The sequence below is a fragment of the Rathayibacter sp. SW19 genome (genome assembly GCF_030866825.1).
Classification (GTDB): domain Bacteria; phylum Actinomycetota; class Actinomycetes; order Actinomycetales; family Microbacteriaceae; genus Rathayibacter_A; species Rathayibacter_A soli.
Window position 1 is genome coordinate 2,632,819 of the sequence record NZ_CP133020.1, and the last position, 17,844, is coordinate 2,650,662.

The following is a 17,844-nucleotide window of genomic DNA, read 5'->3' on the forward strand; positions in this document are numbered from 1 at the left end:
TATGGCTATGACCGCGCTCCTCGCCGCCGCACGCACTGTTTCTACAGTGCCGACCCCGACGCCGGCCGCGCAAACACCAATCCTGTCCACACAGTCGCCATCTGCGTGGTTGGACAGCTTCTACAACACTCTGCTCGGACGTTCGGTCGCGATCATCGTCATCATCGTGCTCGCGTTCGTGGCCGCGTGGATTCTGCGACTCGTCATCAGACACACGGTGCGCCGCATCGTCAACGGGGTGAAGAAGAACCAACACGTGGAAGACACCCAGGCTCTGCTTGCGTCCCCCCTCGCGGCGGTTCGCGTCGTTCAACGCACCCGCACACTGGGCACAGTGCTCAGCAATATCGTCAACGTCGTCATCGCGATCATCGCGATCATCCTCGTTGTCAACACCATCAACAAAGACATCATCGGCTCCTTCGCGTTGATCACCGCCGCCGTCGGCGCCGGCCTCGGTTTCGGCGCCCAGAACATCGTGAAGGACGTGCTCAACGGTCTTTTCATGGTGATGGAGGACCAGTTAGGCGTCGGTGACGTCGTCGATCTCGGCCCGGCCACCGGTGTAGTCGAGGCGGTCGGCATCCGCATCACTCAGATCCGCGACGTCAACGGCACACTCTGGTTCGTGCGAAACGGCGAAATCCTCAGGGTCGGCAACATGTCGCAGGGCTGGGCGCGGGTCATCATCGACCTTGCCGTGCCGTACAACACAGACGTCGATGCCGTACAGGATCGCATGCTGCAGGTTGCACAGGAACTCGCCTCCACCCCGAAATGGCGCTCACGCATTCTGGAAAAGCCGGAACTCTGGGGAATGGAGTCCGTCTCGCCAGATGCAATCGTGCTCCGAATCGTGATCAAGACCCGCACGACGGCGAAGGATGACGTTTCTCGCGAATTGCGCGCGCGGTTGAAAGCTGCCGTCGACGAGCTCGGCATCCAACTGCCGTCACTGAACACAGTGGTGCTCGCCGGATTCGACGGCGCCGCGAGTGTCACGGGTGCACGCCCGCCACGCACGCGGCCGGTCACCGTGCAGAAGGAGCCCGCCCCGAAGAAGCCACGCGGACGCAAGCCACGACCGACCGAGCCGGGTGCGATCACACTCGGCACAGAGGAGCCGCACCAATGATGAGCAACCAATCCGGCCGCGTGCCGGCGAGCCCGGTTGTATTGCGGACGGCCGAGAACGGCGCAGGGGCGCTCGTCACGTTCTACGATCAAGTAGGCGGGCACGACACCTTCCAGAAGTTGGTCGATGTCTTCTACCGCGAGGTCGGGCTCGATCCTGTGCTGAAGCCCATGTATCCCGAGGAAGATCTCGGCCCCGCCGCCGACCGACTGCGGATGTTCCTCGAGCAGTACTGGGGCGGACCGAATACGTACAGCGAGCGCCGCGGCCATCCTCGACTCCGGATGCGCCACGTTCCGTACAAAGTCAACCCCGACGCGCGCGACCGGTGGTTGCGCTGTATGCGCACAGCGATCGACGCACTCGATCTCTCGCCATTGCACGCAGAAACGCTCTGGGATTACCTGGACCGTGCTGCACACGCCATGGTGAACAGCTTCGACGACTAGCAACAGACGCGGATGCGCAACCGAAGGTGACGAAGGAGCCACAGATGCCCCAGCTATCCAACAGCCAGAACCCGCAACAGCCGGTTGCCAACGCACCGGTCCAGAGCCCGTTCGACGCGATCATCGTCGGGGCCGGGCTGTCCGGCCTCGTTGCCGCTGCAGAACTCGTGGACGCGGGTAAACGGGTTGCGATCGTCGATCAAGAACCGGAAGCATCACTCGGCGGGCAGGCCTGGTGGTCGTTCGGCGGTCTCTTCCTGATCGACTCCCCGGAACAGCGCCTGATGGGGGTGAAGGATTCCCTCGATCTCGCCAGGCAAGACTGGTTCGCCAGCGCCGGCTTCGACCGCGCCGAAGACGATTGGGCTCGCAAATGGGCTGAGGCCTACCTCGAGTTCGCTGCGGGAGAGAAGCGGCAGTGGCTGCGGGACAAGGGCGTGCGGTTCTTCCCCGTCGTCGGCTGGGCCGAACGCGGCGGTTACACCGCAGGCGAGCATGGCAACTCCGTGCCCCGTTTCCACATTGTCTGGGGAACAGGGCCGGGCATCCTGGCGCCGTTCATCGACACGGTGCGCGAAGGGGCGCTGTCCGGCCTCGTGACAATGCACTACCGGCACCGCGTTGACGAGCTGATTACCGACGATGGCGCCGTTGTCGGCGTGCGTGGAACAGTGCTCGCGGTCGATGCTGCCGAACGCGGCGTCGCCAGCAATCGTAAGAAGGCAGGCGCGTTCGAACTCCGCGCGCCCGCCGTGATCGTCGCCAGCGGCGGCATCGGCGGCAACCAGGCTCTCGTGCGCAAGAACTGGCCGAAAAGTATGGGCAAGGCGCCCGAGCGCATGCTGACGGGAGTGCCCGCGCACGTCGACGGACGGATGCTTGCGATCACGAAGAAAGCGGGGGCGCGGCTCATCAACACTGACCGCATGTGGCACTACACAGAAGGCATCACGAACTGGGCACCGGTCTGGGACAAGCACGGCATCCGCATCCTGCCCGGCCCCTCTTCGCTGTGGCTGGACGCAACCGGCCGACGCCTGCCAGCACCGCTCTTTCCCGGGTTCGACACGCTGGGCACGCTTGAGCACATCCTGAAAACCGGCCATGACTACAGCTGGTTTATCCTGACCCAGAGGATCATTGAGAAGGAATTCGCGCTCTCCGGCAGTGAGCAGAACCCGGACCTGACAGGCAAAGATCTCGGCCTGCTCGCCAAGCGGATCACCCCGGGCGCACCCGGACCGGTCGAGGCGTTCAAAGAGAAGGGCGAAGACTTCGTCGTCGCTTCAACGTTGCCAGAACTACTGGCTGGCATGCAGCGGCTCTCGGACCTCCCCCTCGATTTCAACCTGATCGAACGGCAATTGGTCGAACGAGACCGTGAACTCGACAACGACTTCTCGAAAGACGCCCAGATCACCGCCATCCGCGCTGCACGCCACTACCGGGGCGACAAGCTCATTCGCGTGGCAACACCGCACAAACTGCTCGACCCCAAAGCTGGTCCGCTGATCGCGGTCAAATTGCACATCCTGACGCGAAAAACCCTCGGCGGAATCCAGACCGATCTGGACTCGCGCGCATTGAACCCCGCGGGCGTGCCGGTTCCCGGGCTCTACGCGGTCGGCGAGGTAAGCGGATTCGGCGGTGGCGGCATCCACGGTTATCGCTCACTGGAGGGCACCTTTCTTGGCGGATGCCTGTTCACGGGCCGTCAAGCCGGTCGCGCTGTCGCGCGCCTGGGTTCAGTGCGGTCCTAAGACGGCACCGCCGCTGCCAGCGACTGTGGCGGCGGAGGCCTGCTACGCCTTCAACGTCCATGGCGGCCGGCGCACGAGAACATGTCCGCGACGCGTCGTCAAACGCGTCCATGGCCCGGTCTCGAAAATCGGAACGGCGGCGTCGTCGAGGAAGCCGAGGCTGGTCGCCGCGAACGCAGCGCCCGCAGGCACGAAGTCGATTCCGTCGATCGGCCGACCCCACACTTCACCGCGGACACGTTGGACGAGTTGCTCGCCGGTTCCGCTCGGAATCGCGGTCGCCACCTCATCGATCCCCGCCTTCGCAGCGCGTTCGAGCACGGCAGCGCTTGTCTCACCGACGCGAAGCCAGCCGCCGCGTGGCGGCGAGATTCCGGCCCAGGTGACCGTACTGACCTCCAACGGAACGTTGATCCGAATCGGGTCGGCGCCGGATGCCGCACCCTCCACACGTGCTAGCCGATCCAGTAGCGATCGACTCGGCACGACCGCATCAAACAAGACGGAGGGATCGGTTGCGAACGTGCGCAGGCCGAGCACGGTCGGAATGCGGTCCATGAGCCCATGCGGGTACAGAATGGCGGTATACACCGCAAGCACCCCGGCGCCGGCGATCAAGCGCACGGATCCGTCCTCGACGCGCCCTGCGCGCGACAGGTAGACCTGGAGGTCAGAGACCGCGAGGGCATCGACCAAAGAAAATGACTGACTCATCTGCTGTCTAAACTACCTAACAGCGGCTGAGAACTCGACACGGCCTTGCTTGGCCAGACCAGTGTGCATCGGAGGCACCATGACAGACCCGCTGACCGGAATGCTCGCAGCCCTCGATCTGACCGACACCGGAGCACGCACCGATGAGGACATCTTCACCGGTGACAGCCAGTGGATGCCGCACGGGCGGGTGTACGGCGGGCAAGTGTTGGCGCAGGCCCTGGTCGCCGCGATGCGCACAATCCCAGACGAGCGGCGCGTGCACTCGATGCACGGGTACTTTCTCCGCGCCGGCGACATCGGAGTGCCGATCACATTCTCCGTCGATCGCATCCACGACGGACGTTCCTTCTCTGCCCGCCGCACTCAGGCGTACCAGAACGGGATCCCGATTTTATCGATGATCGCGTCGTTCCAAACCGACGCAGACGGACTCGACCACCAGGTCGCGATGCCGACGGATCTACCGTCCCCTGACGAGCTTCCAGACGCCGCTGCGGCACTGATCGACCTGGACCACCCGATCGGCCGCTACTGGGCGACACAGCGAGCGTTCAGCATGCGGCACATTCCGTCCCCGGTGTATCTCTCGGTCGAGGGCGCGCACGTTGCGCATCAAGCGGTGTGGTTCAAGGCGACCGGGCCGCTGCCGGATGACGACGCCCTCCACCGTGCCGCACTCGTGTTCGCGAGCGACTACACGATCCTCGAATCTGTCTTTCGTCGCCACGGGCTCGCGTGGGCGACGCCCGGCCTGAAGGTGGCCAGTCTCGACCACGCGATGTGGTGGCACCGCTCCGGTCGTGTCGACGATTGGCTTCTCTACGCGCAAGAGTCACCGAGCGCCTCCGGGGGGCGGGGGCTTGCCCAGGGGCGGATCTACACGAAGAGCGGTGTTCTGCTTGCCAGTGTGGCGCAGGAGGGCATGATCCGATTGCCGCGGGAGGGGAAGGCATGACTCAGTCGAATTCCGGTGCCGGCGAGGCGCTGACCAGGCGCAGCGTGGTTGCAACGGGTGCGGCAGCCGGAGCTCTGTTGCTCGCCGGCTGCAGCCAGGATGGGGGCACAAGCGGGGTTGGCGCCGGCGGGGCTGGCTCCGGCGGTTCTGGCTCCGGCGGTTCTGGCTCCGGCTCCGCGGCGAATGGTGTGTTCGACCTGTCGACGATCCCGGTTGGCGGCGGCCGGTCTGCCACCTTCAAAGGCTCGCCGATCGTGCTGGAGCAGCCGAAGGCGGGTACGGTCGTCGCGTTCAGTGCGATCTGCCCACATCAGGGTTGCGTCGTTGCTCCGGCCGGTTCCCGGTTCGACTGCCCGTGCCACGGTTCCGTTTTCAACGGTACAACCGGTGCCGTGGAGCACGGACCTGCCGCACGAGGTCTCACCGCGCTCACCGTCACTGTGAGCGGGAGCACGGCGACTGTTTCCTGAGCGTGCGGCAACCGACGCGCGGACGGCTGCGTCAGTGGTGGCGCCGAAAGGTTATTGGCGCGTCCAGATAGGGTTCCCACGCTGCACGCTCGATTGCGCTCATTCGACGCGGCCGCTGGGTGCCCGCAGCCATCAGCACGATCGTCGTGCTCGCCTTCGTGTAGAGCACATCGGGCGTTTCGCCCTCGGGAGAATGAACTTCATAGCAGACCTCGAGACTTGCGCCGCCGAGCTGTGAAAGCCAGATCTGCACGTCCAACGGCGTGCGGTGGTACGGCACGGCCTTCAGATACTCGACCTCCTGGCGAGCGAGAAACGTGAGGGTGTCGGCATCCGGGCCCCCATTGAGCACCGCGGTGGTCGCGCCGGCCGCTCGACCTGCTCCGTCTGCCCAGAACGCTTGAATCCTGGCCTCTTCGAGCAGCCGTAACATCGACACGTTGTTCACATGGCCGTATGCGTCCAGATCGCTCCAGCGCAAGCCGATCGGCACATGCAGTCGCATGTCAGTCCCTGGTGAGCTTGCGGTAGGCAGAACGATGCGGTTTTGCGGCATCTGGGCCGAGGCGCTCGATCTTGTTCTGCTCGTACGCCTCGAAGTTGCCCTCGAACCAGTACCAGCTCGCGGGACTCTCCTCCGTGCCCTCGTAGGCCAAGATGTGCGTCGCAATGCGGTCGAGGAACCATCGATCGTGGGTGATGACCACGGCGCAGCCCGGAAATTCGAGGAGAGCGTTCTCCAGGCTCGAAAGGGTCTCGACATCGAGGTCGTTGGTCGGCTCGTCGAGCAGCAGCAGGTTTCCGCCCTGCTTGAGCGTCAACGCGAGGTTCAAGCGGTTGCGCTCGCCCCCGGAGAGCACACCGGCCTTTTTCTGCTGGTCTGGGCCTTTGAACCCGAATGTCGACACGTACGCCCTCGACGGCACTTCGGTTCGCCCAACCTGGATGTAGTCCAGCCCCTCCGAGACAACCTCCCACAAGGTCTTGTTAGGGTCGATCCCGCCGCGTGACTGGTCGACGTAGGAGATCTCGACGGTCTCACCGACCTTGAGATCGCCGCCGTCGAGCGGCTCGAGCCCGACGATCGTCTTGAACAGGGTGGTCTTGCCGACTCCGTTCGGCCCGATGATGCCTACGATGCCGTTTCGTGGCAGCGTGAAGCTGAGATCGTCGATCAGGGTGCGGTCTCCGAAGCCCTTCTGCAACTTCTTGGCCTCGAGAACGACCTGGCCCAAACGCGGGCCTGGCGGAATCTGGATCTCTTCGAAGTCGAGTTTCTTCGTGCGCTCCGCCTCTGCGGCCATCTCCTCGTAGCGTGAGAGGCGAGCCTTGGATTTCGCCTGGCGGCCCTTGGCGTTGCTGCGCACCCAGTCAAGTTCGTCGGCCAATCTCTTGGCCATCTTCTGGTCTTTCTTGCCTTGAACTTGCAGACGCTCTTGCTTCTTCTCCAGATACGTCGAGTAATTGCCCTCGTAGGGGTAGAGGTGGCCGCGGTCGACTTCTGCGATCCATTCCGCGACGTGGTCGAGGAAATACCGGTCGTGTGTGACGGCGAGCACGGCACCGTGATACTGCGACAAGTGCTGCTCGAGCCACAGCACGCTTTCCGCGTCGAGGTGGTTCGTCGGCTCATCCAGGAGCAACAAGTCCGGCTTCTGCAGCAGGAGCTTGCACAGCGCGACGCGCCGCTTCTCACCGCCGGACAACACAGAAACGGGGGTATCCGATGGGGGGCAGCGCAGGGCATCCATCGCCTGCTCCAGTTGTGAGTCGAGGTCCCAGGCGTCTGCTGCGTCGATCTTTTCTTGGAGTGTGCCCATTTCGGCCAGCAGGGCGTCGAAGTCGGCGTCGGGCTCTGCCATCGCCGCTGAGATCTCGTTGAAACGGTCGACGTGCTGTTTGATCTCGCCGAGCCCTTCCTGCACGTTCTCCAAGACGGTCTTCGTCTCGTCGAGCACCGGTTCCTGCATGAGAATGCCGACGCTGTATCCGGGGCTCAGCTTCGCTTCGCCGTTGCTCGGCGTGTCAAGGCCGGCCATGATCTTCAGGATCGTGGACTTGCCGGCACCGTTCGGGCCGACCACACCGATCTTGGCGCCTGGCAGAAAAGCCATGGTCACGTCGTCGAGGATGAGCTTGTCGCCGACCGCCTTGCGGGCGCGGACCATCGAGTAAATGTATTCGGCCATGCGCATCAGTCTATTCGGGCGCGGTCGGCGGTTTCGTCACCCTCGGAGCCCACCGCCGCGTCGTCGTGTGCATGACCGTGTGCTACCAGTTGATGGGCGACGTGTCGCCGATCAGGCAGTTGCCGGTCGACACCAATTTGGTGACTTCGCTGTGGTACCCAACGCCGTCTGCACCGTATTGCCCGATCAGACACTGGCCGTTGAAGCGCACAGAAAACTGAATCGAGCCCGGCACAAGGTTGATCGTGGTTTTGTCGGCGGTGACCTGCATGTCCGGCTTTGAAAAACCGGCAGCGACCAACGCGTCGATGAAATCGCGACCGACCGGTTGGGGATGCGCCGCAAGGGTTTTCTCATTGACGAAGTCGAAGTATGCCAGGTTCTCCGCCGCGCCCAGGTCGGCACGCAACGTCGGGTCAGGTGTCGGGGTCGTCGACGGTGTCGCCGTTGGAGTGATACTCGTGGTCGGTGAGGCGGGAGGTGTCGTCGGTGCGCCGGTGCATCCACACAGGGCCAGAGCAAGTGCCATGCCGGCGGCTGCCCCAAGGCCGACGCGCGATCCCCCGAGACCAATGGGCGATCCCCCGCGACGATTGCGTGAGAATCGAAGCATTCTTCGAGACACCTTCCCGACACGTCCTCGCCGCGCCGGTACGAGTCTAGGTGCAGCCCGGTGTGAGCCGCCTGCGCCACTGCCCGCTACTCCCCGACCAGCACCGCCGCCCGCCCATCCGAGTCTTGGTGCAATCCCTCACTTTCGCCGGCAGCGTCCGCCCAGCCGCTGCCGACGCTGGCTTCCTGCGCCGGCTCGTCCGGGTCGAAGGCATCACTCACCGTGGGCGTGCTGGTGTCGACGCCGACGGGCGCCGACTTGGTGGTCCTGCTGTAAACCGCTGTGCCCCAGGTGAGGTCGTGACCGACAGAATCCGCAGTGATTTCAACCACCGTTCCTGAGCGTTCCTGCGATGTCCACTCGCGGATGCGCATGCGCCCCATGACGATCACCCGGTCGCCCTTCTTGATCGATTGGATGAGATTCAGAGCCAAGTGCCGAAATGCCGTAACCGTGAACCAGTTGGTCTCGCCGTACTCCCACGTCTTGCTCTCTCGATTGAATTTTCGCGGCGTGGATGCCAGACGGAAGCTCATCAGCGCGACTCCCTCACCGGTCGCGCTGTGGCTCGGCTCCGTTGCCACCAGGCCTGTGGTAGAAAAACTGTCGATCATGAGATTCTCCTTCTCTGTCTGCTCTCCGCGCCGCTGGTTCGCAGCTGCCGGTCGTGCGTATGTTGTTCGAAGCGCGAGACCCGCAACCGGCACTCGTGCCAGATATGTTCGCCGGTGGCGGGTCTCGTGAACACAAGCCTGAACGCCTCGACGGGGGCGTGGGGCGCTGCTCAACGGATCGGTGGGATACGACGTGGGCTGGCCGCTGTTGGGGACGAGTGCGCGCACCGACTCCTACGATGGAGCCATGACCTTTGTGCCGGCGGAAGACCGCTACCAGTCGATGTCCTACCGGCGTGCCGGTCGTAGCGGCCTGAAATTGCCGTCACTATCGCTCGGGCTCTGGCACAATTTCGGTTCGGCGCGAGCAGCGGACACTCAGCGGGCCATTCTGCGCAGGGCGTTCGACCTTGGTGTGACGCACTTCGATCTTGCAAACAACTACGGGCCGCCTCCTGGCAGTGCCGAAACGAATTTCGGGCGGATGTTCGCGGAAGACTTCCGTCCATTTCGCGACGAGCTGATCATCTCAACCAAGGCAGGCTACGAGATGTGGGCTGGGCCGTACGGGGAGTGGGGCTCACGCAAGAATCTGCTCGCGTCGCTGGACGCCAGCCTCGGCCGACTCGGCCTCGACTACGTCGATATCTTCTATTCGCACCGGCCGGATCCGGACACGCCCATCGAGGAGACCATGGGAGCCTTGGCCAGCGCTGTGCAGCAGGGAAAGGCCCTGTACGTCGGGATCTCGAATTACAGCCCCGAGCAAACCATCGCGGCGGCCGCCGCATTGACCGAGCTCAACGTGCCCCTGACGATGCACCAACCCAGTTACTCGATGTTCAACCGGCACATTGAACGCGGGCTGCTGCCGGTGCTGGAGAGGGTTGGGGCGGGCAGCATCGTTTATTCGCCGTTGTCGCAGGGACTGCTGACCGACCGCTATCTCGACGGCACGGTGCCAGCGGATTCCCGTGCCGCGACCAGCAGATTCTTGCCGGGATCGCGCATCACCTCCGTCTATCTCGAACGGGCGGGCGCGCTAGCCGAAATCGCTGCAGCACGCGGGCAGACGTTGGCTCAGCTCGCACTGACGTGGGTGCTGCGGCACTCGCAGGTGACCAGCGCGCTGATCGGTGCGTCCAGCGTCGCCCAGCTCGAGCAGAACATTGCAGCACTGACAGCCGGTCCTCTCACCGTCGACGAACTCGAGGCGATCGAGCGGTACGCGATCGACGGAACCGATCGACTCTGACACCTTCAGCGAGCGAGACCCTGCTCTTCGCGGAGCGCCTCCGTCGAAAACCGACGCAGTGCACGTAGTGTACGGCCCATGCAATGGTGGAATGATTTCGCAAACTGGTTCACGTCGCAGGACAATCGACCGGTGCTGTTCAGCGCCGGCGTGCTCTTCGTTGCAGTCATTATCGGAGGGCTGCTTTCGGCCTGGATTGCACGAGGTGCGATCAAGGGACTGATCTCACGCGGTGATCGCGAGCAGAAGGCATCCGCAATCGCGGCCCTCGTCGACGCAGCGACAGAGGCTTCGGTCTGGAACTCGCTGACACCGCAGGAGCAGGTGCTGTCCGACCGTGCTGTCGGCCAGGCGGACATCCTTGTGCGTCTACTGCCAATCAAGGGTGCTGGAATCGCAGCAAACTGGGCAGACCATCAGTTGGCCGAGATGAAGCGCAATTCTGCGACCTTCGGTTATCAGCTCGACCCTGCGATCGCCGAGTTCCGTGACCGGCTGATCGAGTGGCAGAACAAGCCGAGCCGGGCGCGCAAGATATTCATGAATGACCTTGACCGGTGGCGTTTCGAGGGCGCAACCGAGGAGAAGGTCCTCGCCGTGCAACAGGACGCGTGGGTAGCCCAGCAGCATCACGAGCAGTATGCGGGTTCAGCGGCTGGGGCCGCGACCTCGATGGCTGCCGACGGTGCGAAACCGGGCACCGCCGCTTCGGTCGCCGCGGACACGCTGCCGGAGGACACCGTTCAGACCGCGACCGTCGGCTCACCGTCGTAGCGACGCGTCATTCCCCGCCAGCACCGCATCAACCCCGTCAGCACCGCATCGATTCCAGCCAGCGCGTCAACGCCACCAGTTGTCGAACATCGTCGCAGGCGACGTCCGCTTGTGGGCGGTCACAAGGTATCGCGTTTCGATCGCATCTGCGATTGACTCCGGCACGTCGAGGCCTTCAAGGTAGTCGTCGAGTTGCTCGTATCGAAGCCCGAGGTTGGCCTCGTCGGTCTGGCCTGGCGTGTTGTCGAGCAGGTCAGCGGTCGGTGCCTTCAGGTACAGCCGCGCCGGCGCATTGAGGTGCTCGAGCAGCGCGCGCCCCTGGCGCTTGGTCAATCCGGCCAACGGCAACAGGTCTGCGCCGCCGTCGCCGAACTTCGTGTAGAAACCGGTGACCGCTTCCGCAGCGTGATCGGTACCGACCACGAGCAATCCTCGCTGGCCGGCAATCGCATACTGTGCGATCATGCGTGCTCGAGCCTTCACGTTGCCCTTGTTGAAATCGGTCAACCGCTCACCTGTGGCATCGGCGAACTCGGCCTGAAACCCGTCGACGGCGCGTTGAATATTGAAGGTCACTTCACGCTGCGGTCGGATGAATGACAGCGCGAGTTGCGCATCGTCCTCGTCCTGTTGCACGGCGTATGGAAGTCGCACCGCAATGAACTCCACTCCCGCACCGACGCCGTCGGGCGTTTCGAGCGCGAACTGTTCGACGGCGAGCTGGCAGAGACGACCAGCGAGGGTGGAATCCTGCCCGCCGCTTATGCCGAGAACGAATCCCCTGGCCGAGGTCGCGAGCAAGTAGTCGGTGAGGAAGCGCACTCTCAGCCGGATTTCATCCTCTGGATCGATTGTCGACTTGACGTTCAACTCGCGGATGATCCGCGTTTGCAACTCACGCATGACAGCACCATAGCGGTGCCGTGTTTCCCCCGTGTAACGCCGCTCGACGACGCGCATCAGGTAGGTCGCTCGACCCGCGCATGACAGGAGACACGGCGTCTCGGTTCTACTCTGATGAGATGAGTGCCCCGTTGTCGACCCTATTGCTCGTTCCGCTCGCTGCGGCCGCCGCCCCGTTACTCGGCGCGACGTTGAATCGGTTCGTCAAGATCCCACTTGTCGTCTTCGAAATCCTGTTGGGGCTCATTCTCGGCCCGAGCATCCTGGGCTGGATCAAGGTCGACGACTTCACCTCGATACTCGCGGATCTGGGGCTCGCGATGCTCTTCTTCCTCGCGGGCAACGAGATCAACTTCGCCGCCATCCGTGGTCGAAACCTCAATCGGGCGAGCGTCGGGTGGCTTATATCGCTGGTTGCCGGTGTCGTCGCCGGCATTCTGATCGCACCGAATCCGGTCGCCGGGGTGTTCATCGGCATCGCACTGACATCGACGGCGCTCGGCACGCTCATGCCCGTGTTGCGGGACGCAGGCGAAATGAAAACGCCGTTCGGCAGGGCGGTCACGGCAATCGGTGCTGCAGGCGAATTCGGCCCGTTGCTGGCAATCTCACTGTTCCTCAGCGGTCGCACCCCGCTGATCGCCAGCATCGTGCTCATCGCGTTCGCGCTGATCACCGGACTGAGCATCTTGCTTGCGGCCAAGGGCAGCCACCACGGACTGCACCGTTTGATCGCGGCGACGTTGCACACGAGCGGGCAATTCGCAGTGCGATTCGTGCTGGTAGTGATTGCCGCACTGGCCGTTCTCAGCGTCGTGTTCGGACTGGACATGCTTCTGGGTGCATTCGCGGCCGGCGTGCTCTGCCGAGTGGTGCTGTCTGGCGCAGCGAGCGAGGACCGCGCGGCCGTGGAAACCAAGCTCGAAGCGGTCGGTTTCGGTTTCCTGGTGCCGATCTTCTTCATCAACACAGGCCTCACGTTCGATCTGAAGTCCCTGATCGGTGACCCGCGCCTATTGCTCTTATTGCCGATCATTCTCGTGCTGCTGCTCATCGTGCGCGGACTCCCTGGAATGCTCACCGCACCGGCCGGTGCATCGTGGGCGGATCGAAGAGCCGTCATTCTATTCAGTGCAACGGGGCTGCCGATCATCGTCGCCGTCACCGGTATCGGAGTCGAGCGCCACGTGCTGGATTCCGGCACGGCCGCAGCTCTGATCGGTGCTGGAATGCTGTCGGTTCTGCTGTTTCCGCTCGTCGCGCTCGCGCAGCACCGGCGGGCCTTGGGTGGTGTGCTGCGCCCGCCCGACCGGGAGCACGTCGCTGAAGAAGCGTGAGGGTCGGACGGGCGCCGGACGCATGATTCAGCCGACAGGCACCGTCTCGGGAAGATCCTGATGGGTGGCGATCGCCAGCCGGTTCCACACGTTGATTGCCGCGATCGCCATCAGCAGGGTCACGAGTTCCGACTGGCTGAACACCGCTGACACCGCACCCCACTCGTCGTCGCTGACGCCGCCCTCTCCGATCAGCGTCACTGACTCGGTGAGGGCGATAGCGGCCCGCTCCCGATCGGAATACAGCGACAGCGCTTCGCGCCATCCGGCGAGCACGTCCAAACGGCGGTCGTCGACGCCCGCGGCGCGCGCTTCGCGACCGTGCATGTCGAGGCAGTATGCGCATCCGTTGAGCTGGGACGCTCGAATCTTGACCAATGCAAGCAGATCTTCGCCGAGCGACCCGGCATGGATGTATTTCTCCATCGCATACATCGACTGATATGCGTTGGGATCGACATCGTGAATGGACAATCGTTGCACGTTGGACATAAAACCGCACTTCTTTCACGGGCGAGGCAGGATGCCCGCCCTTTCTTTCCAGCTTTGCCTTACCGCGTTGCAGATGCAAGTAGCCGGCAGTCTCAGCCGCGGTGCGCCACTTGCCGGAGCGTGCGCAACCGCGCTTGCAGGTATTCGCGCACCTCCGGCTCATCGGTCAGCTCCAGCGTCGAGGCATACGACCGCGCCGCTTCGGCCGCCCGGCCGGCACGCCGCAGCAATTCCGCCCGCGCTGCGTGATACGGCTGGAATTCGACGGCCAGCTCGGCGATGCCGTCCAACAGAGCGAGCCCGGCGGATGCCCCCGCAACGTGCCCGATGACCGTTGCGTGCGCTACCTGCGCGCCCAAGCTGGGGGCGACCGACAGTAACGCCGCGTACAGCGTCTCGAGTGCGGCCCAATCGGTCAAGCCGGTGCGGGCACGGTCGCAGTGCACCGCCTGGATCGCCGCTTCCAGCTGGAATCGGCCCGGATTTCCGGGCCTCGTCGCCCGGCGCAGATAGGACTCACCCTCCGCGATCATGCGGGCGTCCCACTGTGTGACGTCTTGCTCCTCCAGGGGCACGAATCCATTCAGCTGGGCGGGCGCGCGGGCAAGCGAGAGCGTGATCAGCGCTGCCAGCGCCCAGGTTTCCGCATCCGATGGGAGCAGCGCCGCGAGCGTAATGGCGAGATATTGTGCTTCGCCTGCGAGGGAATCTTGCCGCGTGGTGATCGCAAAGCAGCCATAAATTGCCTCGAGCACCGGTGGGAGGCGTTCCGGCATCGCCGCCCGATCCGGCACCAGAAATGGGATGCGCGCATTCTTGATGCGCCTCTTCGCACGCACAAGCCGCTGGGCCATCGCAGTCCGCGGGGTCGCGAACGCCCTGGCGATTTGCGTGGCGTCGAATCCCAACACGGCCTGCAGCATCAGCGGTGTGCGAATCGCCGGTTCGATCGCGGGGTGGGCGCAGACGAACAAGAGTGCCAAGCGCTTGTCGGGAATCGCATCCGGATCCAGATTTTCCATCGCCGCTGCCACGGTCCGCGCTGGCATCTCACGTGCTTCGGTGCGCTGTTCCTCGAACGGCATTACGGTGCGATGCGCTGAGGATTTCCACACATCACGCTGATGATTGCGTGCCACAGTTACCAGCCACCCTTCCGGGTTGTCGGGGATGCCGGCGTGCGGCCAGACGGTCAGCGCGCGCTCGAACGCCACGGAGACGGCATCTTCTGCCGATTCGAGGTCACCGGTTGCGGCCGCAAGGATCGCAACGAGGCGCCCGTAGGAGGTGCGGGCGACGTGTTCCGCCGTTGCCCGCACCTCCTGGTCGCTCATTCGTTCGGTCTCCAAACCCCGTCGACGGTATAGGTAGCGCCCGGGCGCACCTCGACGGCGCCCCACGCGATCGATGGCGCCTGCTGCGCCCAGTCAAGCGCGGCATCCAGGTGCGGCACGTCGATGACGAACGTGCCGCCGAGCTGCTCCTTCGTGTCAGCGAACGGGCCGTCTTGCACCCGTAGCGTTCCATCGACTGTCGTCAGTGTCGTCGTGTTCGCTGACTGCTGGAGCACTTCGGCGGAGACCAGCACGCCGGCCTGCCGGAGCGCACCGGCGTAGCTGGCGAACGCCCGCATGCCTTCCTCGATTGCTTCTTTGCCGATTGACTCTTCTGTCGCCTCTGGATAGTGCAGCAACAATGTGTAACGCATCGGACGAATCCCTTCTCGCTTCGGTGGGTCGCGTGCCGCTGGAATTGCGGTACACACAGATGACGACTGGGCAATGGGCTGATCGACATTATCTGTCGAGAAAGTTCGCGTGGCTAGGGTCGCCGAGCGCTCTGACGATAGGTGCCCCCGGCAGGAATCGAACCTGCGACCAAGAGATTAGAAGGCTCCTGCTCTATCCGCTGAGCTACGAGGGCAAACGCGCTTACACGATACCGCAGTGCGCCTCGCCTAGAGCCCTTTGGCCGCGGCGACGAGCACCTGCTGAATGGTCGGAACCCCCTCCGCGCGGAAGACCTCGGCTCCGTCAGCATTGTGCACGATCACCGTTGGAGTCGACCGGATGCCTTCGGCCATCGCTCGCGCTTCGTCCCGAACGATGTCGAACTCGGTGACCTGCACCACAGGAGCGATTCTCGTGACCTCAGCCATCACCGACCGGGTTTGCATGCAGGGCTCACAGAACGCCGACGTGAACAGCAGGAGTTCCATGCCGTAATTCTACGTGTCGGTGCCCCCGATTAGACTTGCCAGCATGCCAACATCCTCGGATCGCCTCGTCTGGATCGACTGTGAAATGACCGGACTCAACCTCGAGGTCGACGAGCTGGTCGAGATCGCGGTCGTCATTACCGATTTCGAACTCAACCTGCTCGATCCGGGGATCGACATCATCATCAAGCCAGACGCATCCGCACTGGACCAGATGGGCGACTTCGTGCGCAACATGCACACCACCTCCGGCCTGATCGAGGAAATCCCGAACGGCGTGAGTCTGGCCCAGGCCGAATACGACGTGATGGAATACATTCTGAAATTCGTCCCCGGCGAGCAGAAGGCACCGTTGGCCGGCAACACCATCGGCACCGACCGAATGTTCATCACCAAATACATGCCTCGGCTCGACGCGCACCTGCACTACCGCAACGTCGACGTGTCCTCGATCAAGGAGCTCGCCCGCCGCTGGTATCCACGGGTGTACTTCAAAGCACCCGAGAAGAACGGCGGGCATCGTGCGCTGGCCGACATCCTCGAGTCGATTCGCGAACTTGACTACTACCGCGGGGCTGTGTTCGTTCCACAGCCGGGGCCGACTTCCGACGAAGCCGCAGCAGTCGCGGCAGCCGTCGTGGAAAACTGGGCGCCGCGAATGTAATAGAATCGTCTGCGTTGCCTGAATCAGTCGAACACAAATCGATCGAACACAAATCGATCGAATGATCGCAAGCAGCACATGGTGGGTATAGCTCAGCTGGTAGAGCGCCTGGTTGTGGTCCAGGAGGTCGCGGGTTCAAGCCCCGTTACTCACCCCAATGAATTCGGGGGTCGGAAATGCCTGAGTCCAACCCGTGGGGTCCGCACGATAGCGGACCGCAAGGCGCACACCTCGTCGGCAGCATCAATCTGCCGGATGCCGAGAGTGTGTTCCGCACCGTAAGCGCCCACCTCGGCGACCGACTACGGCGGATGCCTGACGGCGAGGTCGGCGAACGCTACTACTGGATTCAATTCCAGCGTGATCGCCTGGCAGCGACGAAGGGCCTCAACCGCATCCCCGGCGATCCGGTGTACGTGCGCGGGCAGTTCGACGCGCGACCATTGATGCTCGATTCAGGCATCGACGCGGCCTCGCTCACGTTGGGTTCACTCGGCTACGCGGATGCAGCGATCGCGTCGTACGCGACCTTCGCGGCGCTGCGAGAAGCCGGCGTGATCGCCCCGGGAACCCGCTTTCAGGTTTCCTTGCCGACCCCGGCCGCTGTGATTGCGTCGTTCATCGTTCCAGGCAACCGGGCGGCGCTCGAGCCGGTCTACGCGCACGCCATCTTCGGTGAACTCGCCCGCATTCTCGAAGAGATCCCGCACGAGGATCTCGCCATCCAGTGGGACACCGCCGTCGAGTTCGGCCTGCTGGAGAGTGCACGGCTGCCGTCCGGCTATCCGCTGACACCTTGGTTCGACGATGTGCTCGGCGGTGTCCTCGAGAGAGCGGCAGAGCAGGCATCCGCTGTGCCAGAAGACGTCGAAGTCGGCTATCACCTCTGCTACGGAGACGTCGAAGAGACGCACTTCGTGCAGCCCCAGGACACCGGGCACCTCGCCGCATTCATCACGGGAGTCTTGGCGAAGAATGCCCGCCCGATCAACTGGTTCCATTTGCCTGTGCCGATCGAGCGCGACGACGACGCCTACTTCGCGCCGTTGGCTGACGTGAACCTTCCCGACGAAACCGAGTTGTATCTAGGGCTCGTACACCACGAAGACGGTGTCGACGGCGCGCTGCGCCGACAGCGCGCAGCTCGTCGCGCGCAAAGCCGCTTCGGCGTCGCGACCGAGTGCGGCTTCGGCCGCGGGCTGAGCGAACGAACGGCGCCGCTGCTCGACCTGCATGCTGCGGTTAGTGCCGCCTGGTAGGTCGCTTGCGCGTTGAACGCCGCCGACCTCAGACTTGTCC

Annotated in this window: 20 protein-coding genes and 2 tRNA genes; 11 read left to right on the forward strand and 11 right to left on the reverse strand. The window is 63.7% G+C overall.

The features are described 5' to 3' along the window. Window positions 1–7: 7 nt before the first annotated feature. From QU604_RS12165 to QU604_RS12175, 3 genes are read left to right on the forward strand one after another with little or no spacing between them, the layout of a single operon-like run. Window positions 8–1,135: a mechanosensitive ion channel family protein gene (locus tag QU604_RS12165; protein WP_409350032.1), complete on the forward strand. Its 1,128-nt coding sequence runs from the start codon at window positions 8–10 to the stop codon at window positions 1,133–1,135. Beyond that, window positions 1,132–1,584 (forward strand): globin, encoded by a 453-nt coding sequence (locus tag QU604_RS12170; RefSeq protein ID WP_308464896.1) that lies wholly within the window; start codon window positions 1,132–1,134, stop codon window positions 1,582–1,584. Before QU604_RS12165 ends, QU604_RS12170 begins: the two co-directional genes overlap by 4 nt. Window positions 1,585–1,628: 44 nt before the next feature. Beyond that, entirely contained in the window at window positions 1,629–3,344 is a 1,716-nt protein-coding gene (locus tag QU604_RS12175) for an FAD-binding dehydrogenase (protein WP_308464897.1), read from the forward strand. A 42-nt stretch (window positions 3,345–3,386) separates the two neighbouring features. Here the strand turns inward: QU604_RS12175 and QU604_RS12180 are convergent, their stop codons facing one another. After that, window positions 3,387–4,058 (reverse strand): DUF8185 domain-containing protein, encoded by a 672-nt coding sequence (locus QU604_RS12180; protein ID WP_308464898.1) that lies wholly within the window; start codon window positions 4,056–4,058, stop codon window positions 3,387–3,389. 79 nt (window positions 4,059–4,137) lie between these two features. Here QU604_RS12180 and QU604_RS12185 point away from each other — a divergent pair, with 79 nt between their 5' ends. Both QU604_RS12185 and QU604_RS12190 read left to right on the forward strand, forming a co-directional pair. Then, window positions 4,138–5,016: an acyl-CoA thioesterase gene (locus QU604_RS12185; protein ID WP_308464899.1), complete on the forward strand. Its 879-nt coding sequence runs from the start codon at window positions 4,138–4,140 to the stop codon at window positions 5,014–5,016. Then, window positions 5,013–5,486, forward strand: coding sequence for a QcrA and Rieske domain-containing protein (locus QU604_RS12190; RefSeq protein WP_308464900.1), 474 nt, complete (start codon window positions 5,013–5,015; stop codon window positions 5,484–5,486). Before QU604_RS12185 ends, QU604_RS12190 begins: the two co-directional genes overlap by 4 nt. A 31-nt stretch (window positions 5,487–5,517) precedes the next feature. Here QU604_RS12190 and QU604_RS12195 read toward each other — a convergent pair whose 3' ends face one another. From QU604_RS12195 to QU604_RS12210, 4 genes are all read right to left on the reverse strand, one after another. After that, window positions 5,518–5,991, reverse strand: a complete 474-nt coding sequence (locus QU604_RS12195) for an acyl-CoA thioesterase (RefSeq protein WP_308464901.1) — start codon at window positions 5,989–5,991, stop codon at window positions 5,518–5,520. 1 nt (window position 5,992) lies between these two features. After that, a complete protein-coding gene (gene ettA, locus QU604_RS12200) occupies window positions 5,993–7,675 on the reverse strand; it encodes an energy-dependent translational throttle protein EttA (protein ID WP_308464902.1) in 1,683 nt (560 codons plus the stop codon). Between the two features lie 82 nt (window positions 7,676–7,757). Further along, window positions 7,758–8,204 carry a DUF6993 domain-containing protein gene (locus QU604_RS12205; RefSeq protein ID WP_308464903.1) on the reverse strand — a complete coding sequence of 149 codons (447 nt, stop codon included), beginning with the start codon at window positions 8,202–8,204 and terminating at the stop codon, window positions 7,758–7,760. Between the two features lie 170 nt (window positions 8,205–8,374). Further along, on the reverse strand, window positions 8,375–8,902 hold the full coding sequence (locus QU604_RS12210; RefSeq protein WP_308464904.1) for a single-stranded DNA-binding protein: 528 nt from the start codon (window positions 8,900–8,902) through the stop codon (window positions 8,375–8,377). Window positions 8,903–9,149: 247 nt separating this feature from the next. On the opposite strand from QU604_RS12210, the gene QU604_RS12215 reads away from it, so the two are divergent. Further along, entirely contained in the window at window positions 9,150–10,157 is a 1,008-nt protein-coding gene (locus tag QU604_RS12215; RefSeq protein WP_308464905.1) for an aldo/keto reductase, read from the forward strand. A gap of 78 nt (window positions 10,158–10,235) precedes the next feature. Continuing rightward, window positions 10,236–10,931 (forward strand): hypothetical protein, encoded by a 696-nt coding sequence (locus tag QU604_RS12220; RefSeq protein ID WP_308464906.1) that lies wholly within the window; start codon window positions 10,236–10,238, stop codon window positions 10,929–10,931. 66 nt (window positions 10,932–10,997) lie between these two features. Here QU604_RS12220 and nadE read toward each other — a convergent pair whose 3' ends face one another. Further along, entirely contained in the window at window positions 10,998–11,834 is an 837-nt protein-coding gene (gene nadE / locus QU604_RS12225) for an NAD(+) synthase (RefSeq protein WP_308464907.1), read from the reverse strand. A 119-nt stretch (window positions 11,835–11,953) separates the two neighbouring features. Here nadE and QU604_RS12230 point away from each other — a divergent pair, with 119 nt between their 5' ends. Beyond that, the gene (locus QU604_RS12230; protein WP_308464908.1) at window positions 11,954–13,171 is read left to right on the forward strand and encodes a cation:proton antiporter; all 1,218 of its coding nucleotides are present in this window, start codon (window positions 11,954–11,956) and stop codon (window positions 13,169–13,171) included. A 27-nt stretch (window positions 13,172–13,198) separates the two neighbouring features. Here the strand turns inward: QU604_RS12230 and QU604_RS12235 are convergent, their stop codons facing one another. The 5 genes from QU604_RS12235 to QU604_RS12255 form a co-directional block, all read right to left on the reverse strand. Beyond that, window positions 13,199–13,663 (reverse strand): carboxymuconolactone decarboxylase family protein, encoded by a 465-nt coding sequence (locus tag QU604_RS12235; protein ID WP_308464909.1) that lies wholly within the window; start codon window positions 13,661–13,663, stop codon window positions 13,199–13,201. 92 nt (window positions 13,664–13,755) lie between these two features. Beyond that, the gene (locus QU604_RS12240; protein WP_308464910.1) at window positions 13,756–14,997 is read right to left on the reverse strand and encodes an RNA polymerase sigma factor; all 1,242 of its coding nucleotides are present in this window, start codon (window positions 14,995–14,997) and stop codon (window positions 13,756–13,758) included. After that, window positions 14,994–15,371: a YciI family protein gene (locus tag QU604_RS12245; protein WP_308464911.1), complete on the reverse strand. Its 378-nt coding sequence runs from the start codon at window positions 15,369–15,371 to the stop codon at window positions 14,994–14,996. Before QU604_RS12245 ends, QU604_RS12240 begins: the two co-directional genes overlap by 4 nt. A gap of 142 nt (window positions 15,372–15,513) precedes the next feature. After that, window positions 15,514–15,586: transfer RNA gene (locus tag QU604_RS12250), tRNA-Arg, on the reverse strand. Between the two features lie 34 nt (window positions 15,587–15,620). Beyond that, window positions 15,621–15,881, reverse strand: a complete 261-nt coding sequence (locus tag QU604_RS12255) for a thioredoxin family protein (protein WP_308464912.1) — start codon at window positions 15,879–15,881, stop codon at window positions 15,621–15,623. Window positions 15,882–15,924: 43 nt separating this feature from the next. On the opposite strand from QU604_RS12255, the gene orn reads away from it, so the two are divergent. From orn to QU604_RS12270, 3 genes are all read left to right on the forward strand, one after another. Beyond that, window positions 15,925–16,545: an oligoribonuclease gene (gene orn, locus QU604_RS12260; protein WP_308464913.1), complete on the forward strand. Its 621-nt coding sequence runs from the start codon at window positions 15,925–15,927 to the stop codon at window positions 16,543–16,545. Window positions 16,546–16,626: 81 nt separating this feature from the next. Continuing rightward, window positions 16,627–16,702: transfer RNA gene (locus QU604_RS12265), tRNA-His, on the forward strand. Between the two features lie 19 nt (window positions 16,703–16,721). Then, window positions 16,722–17,804 (forward strand): hypothetical protein, encoded by a 1,083-nt coding sequence (locus tag QU604_RS12270; RefSeq protein WP_308464914.1) that lies wholly within the window; start codon window positions 16,722–16,724, stop codon window positions 17,802–17,804. The last annotated feature ends 40 nt before the right edge of the window (window positions 17,805–17,844 follow it).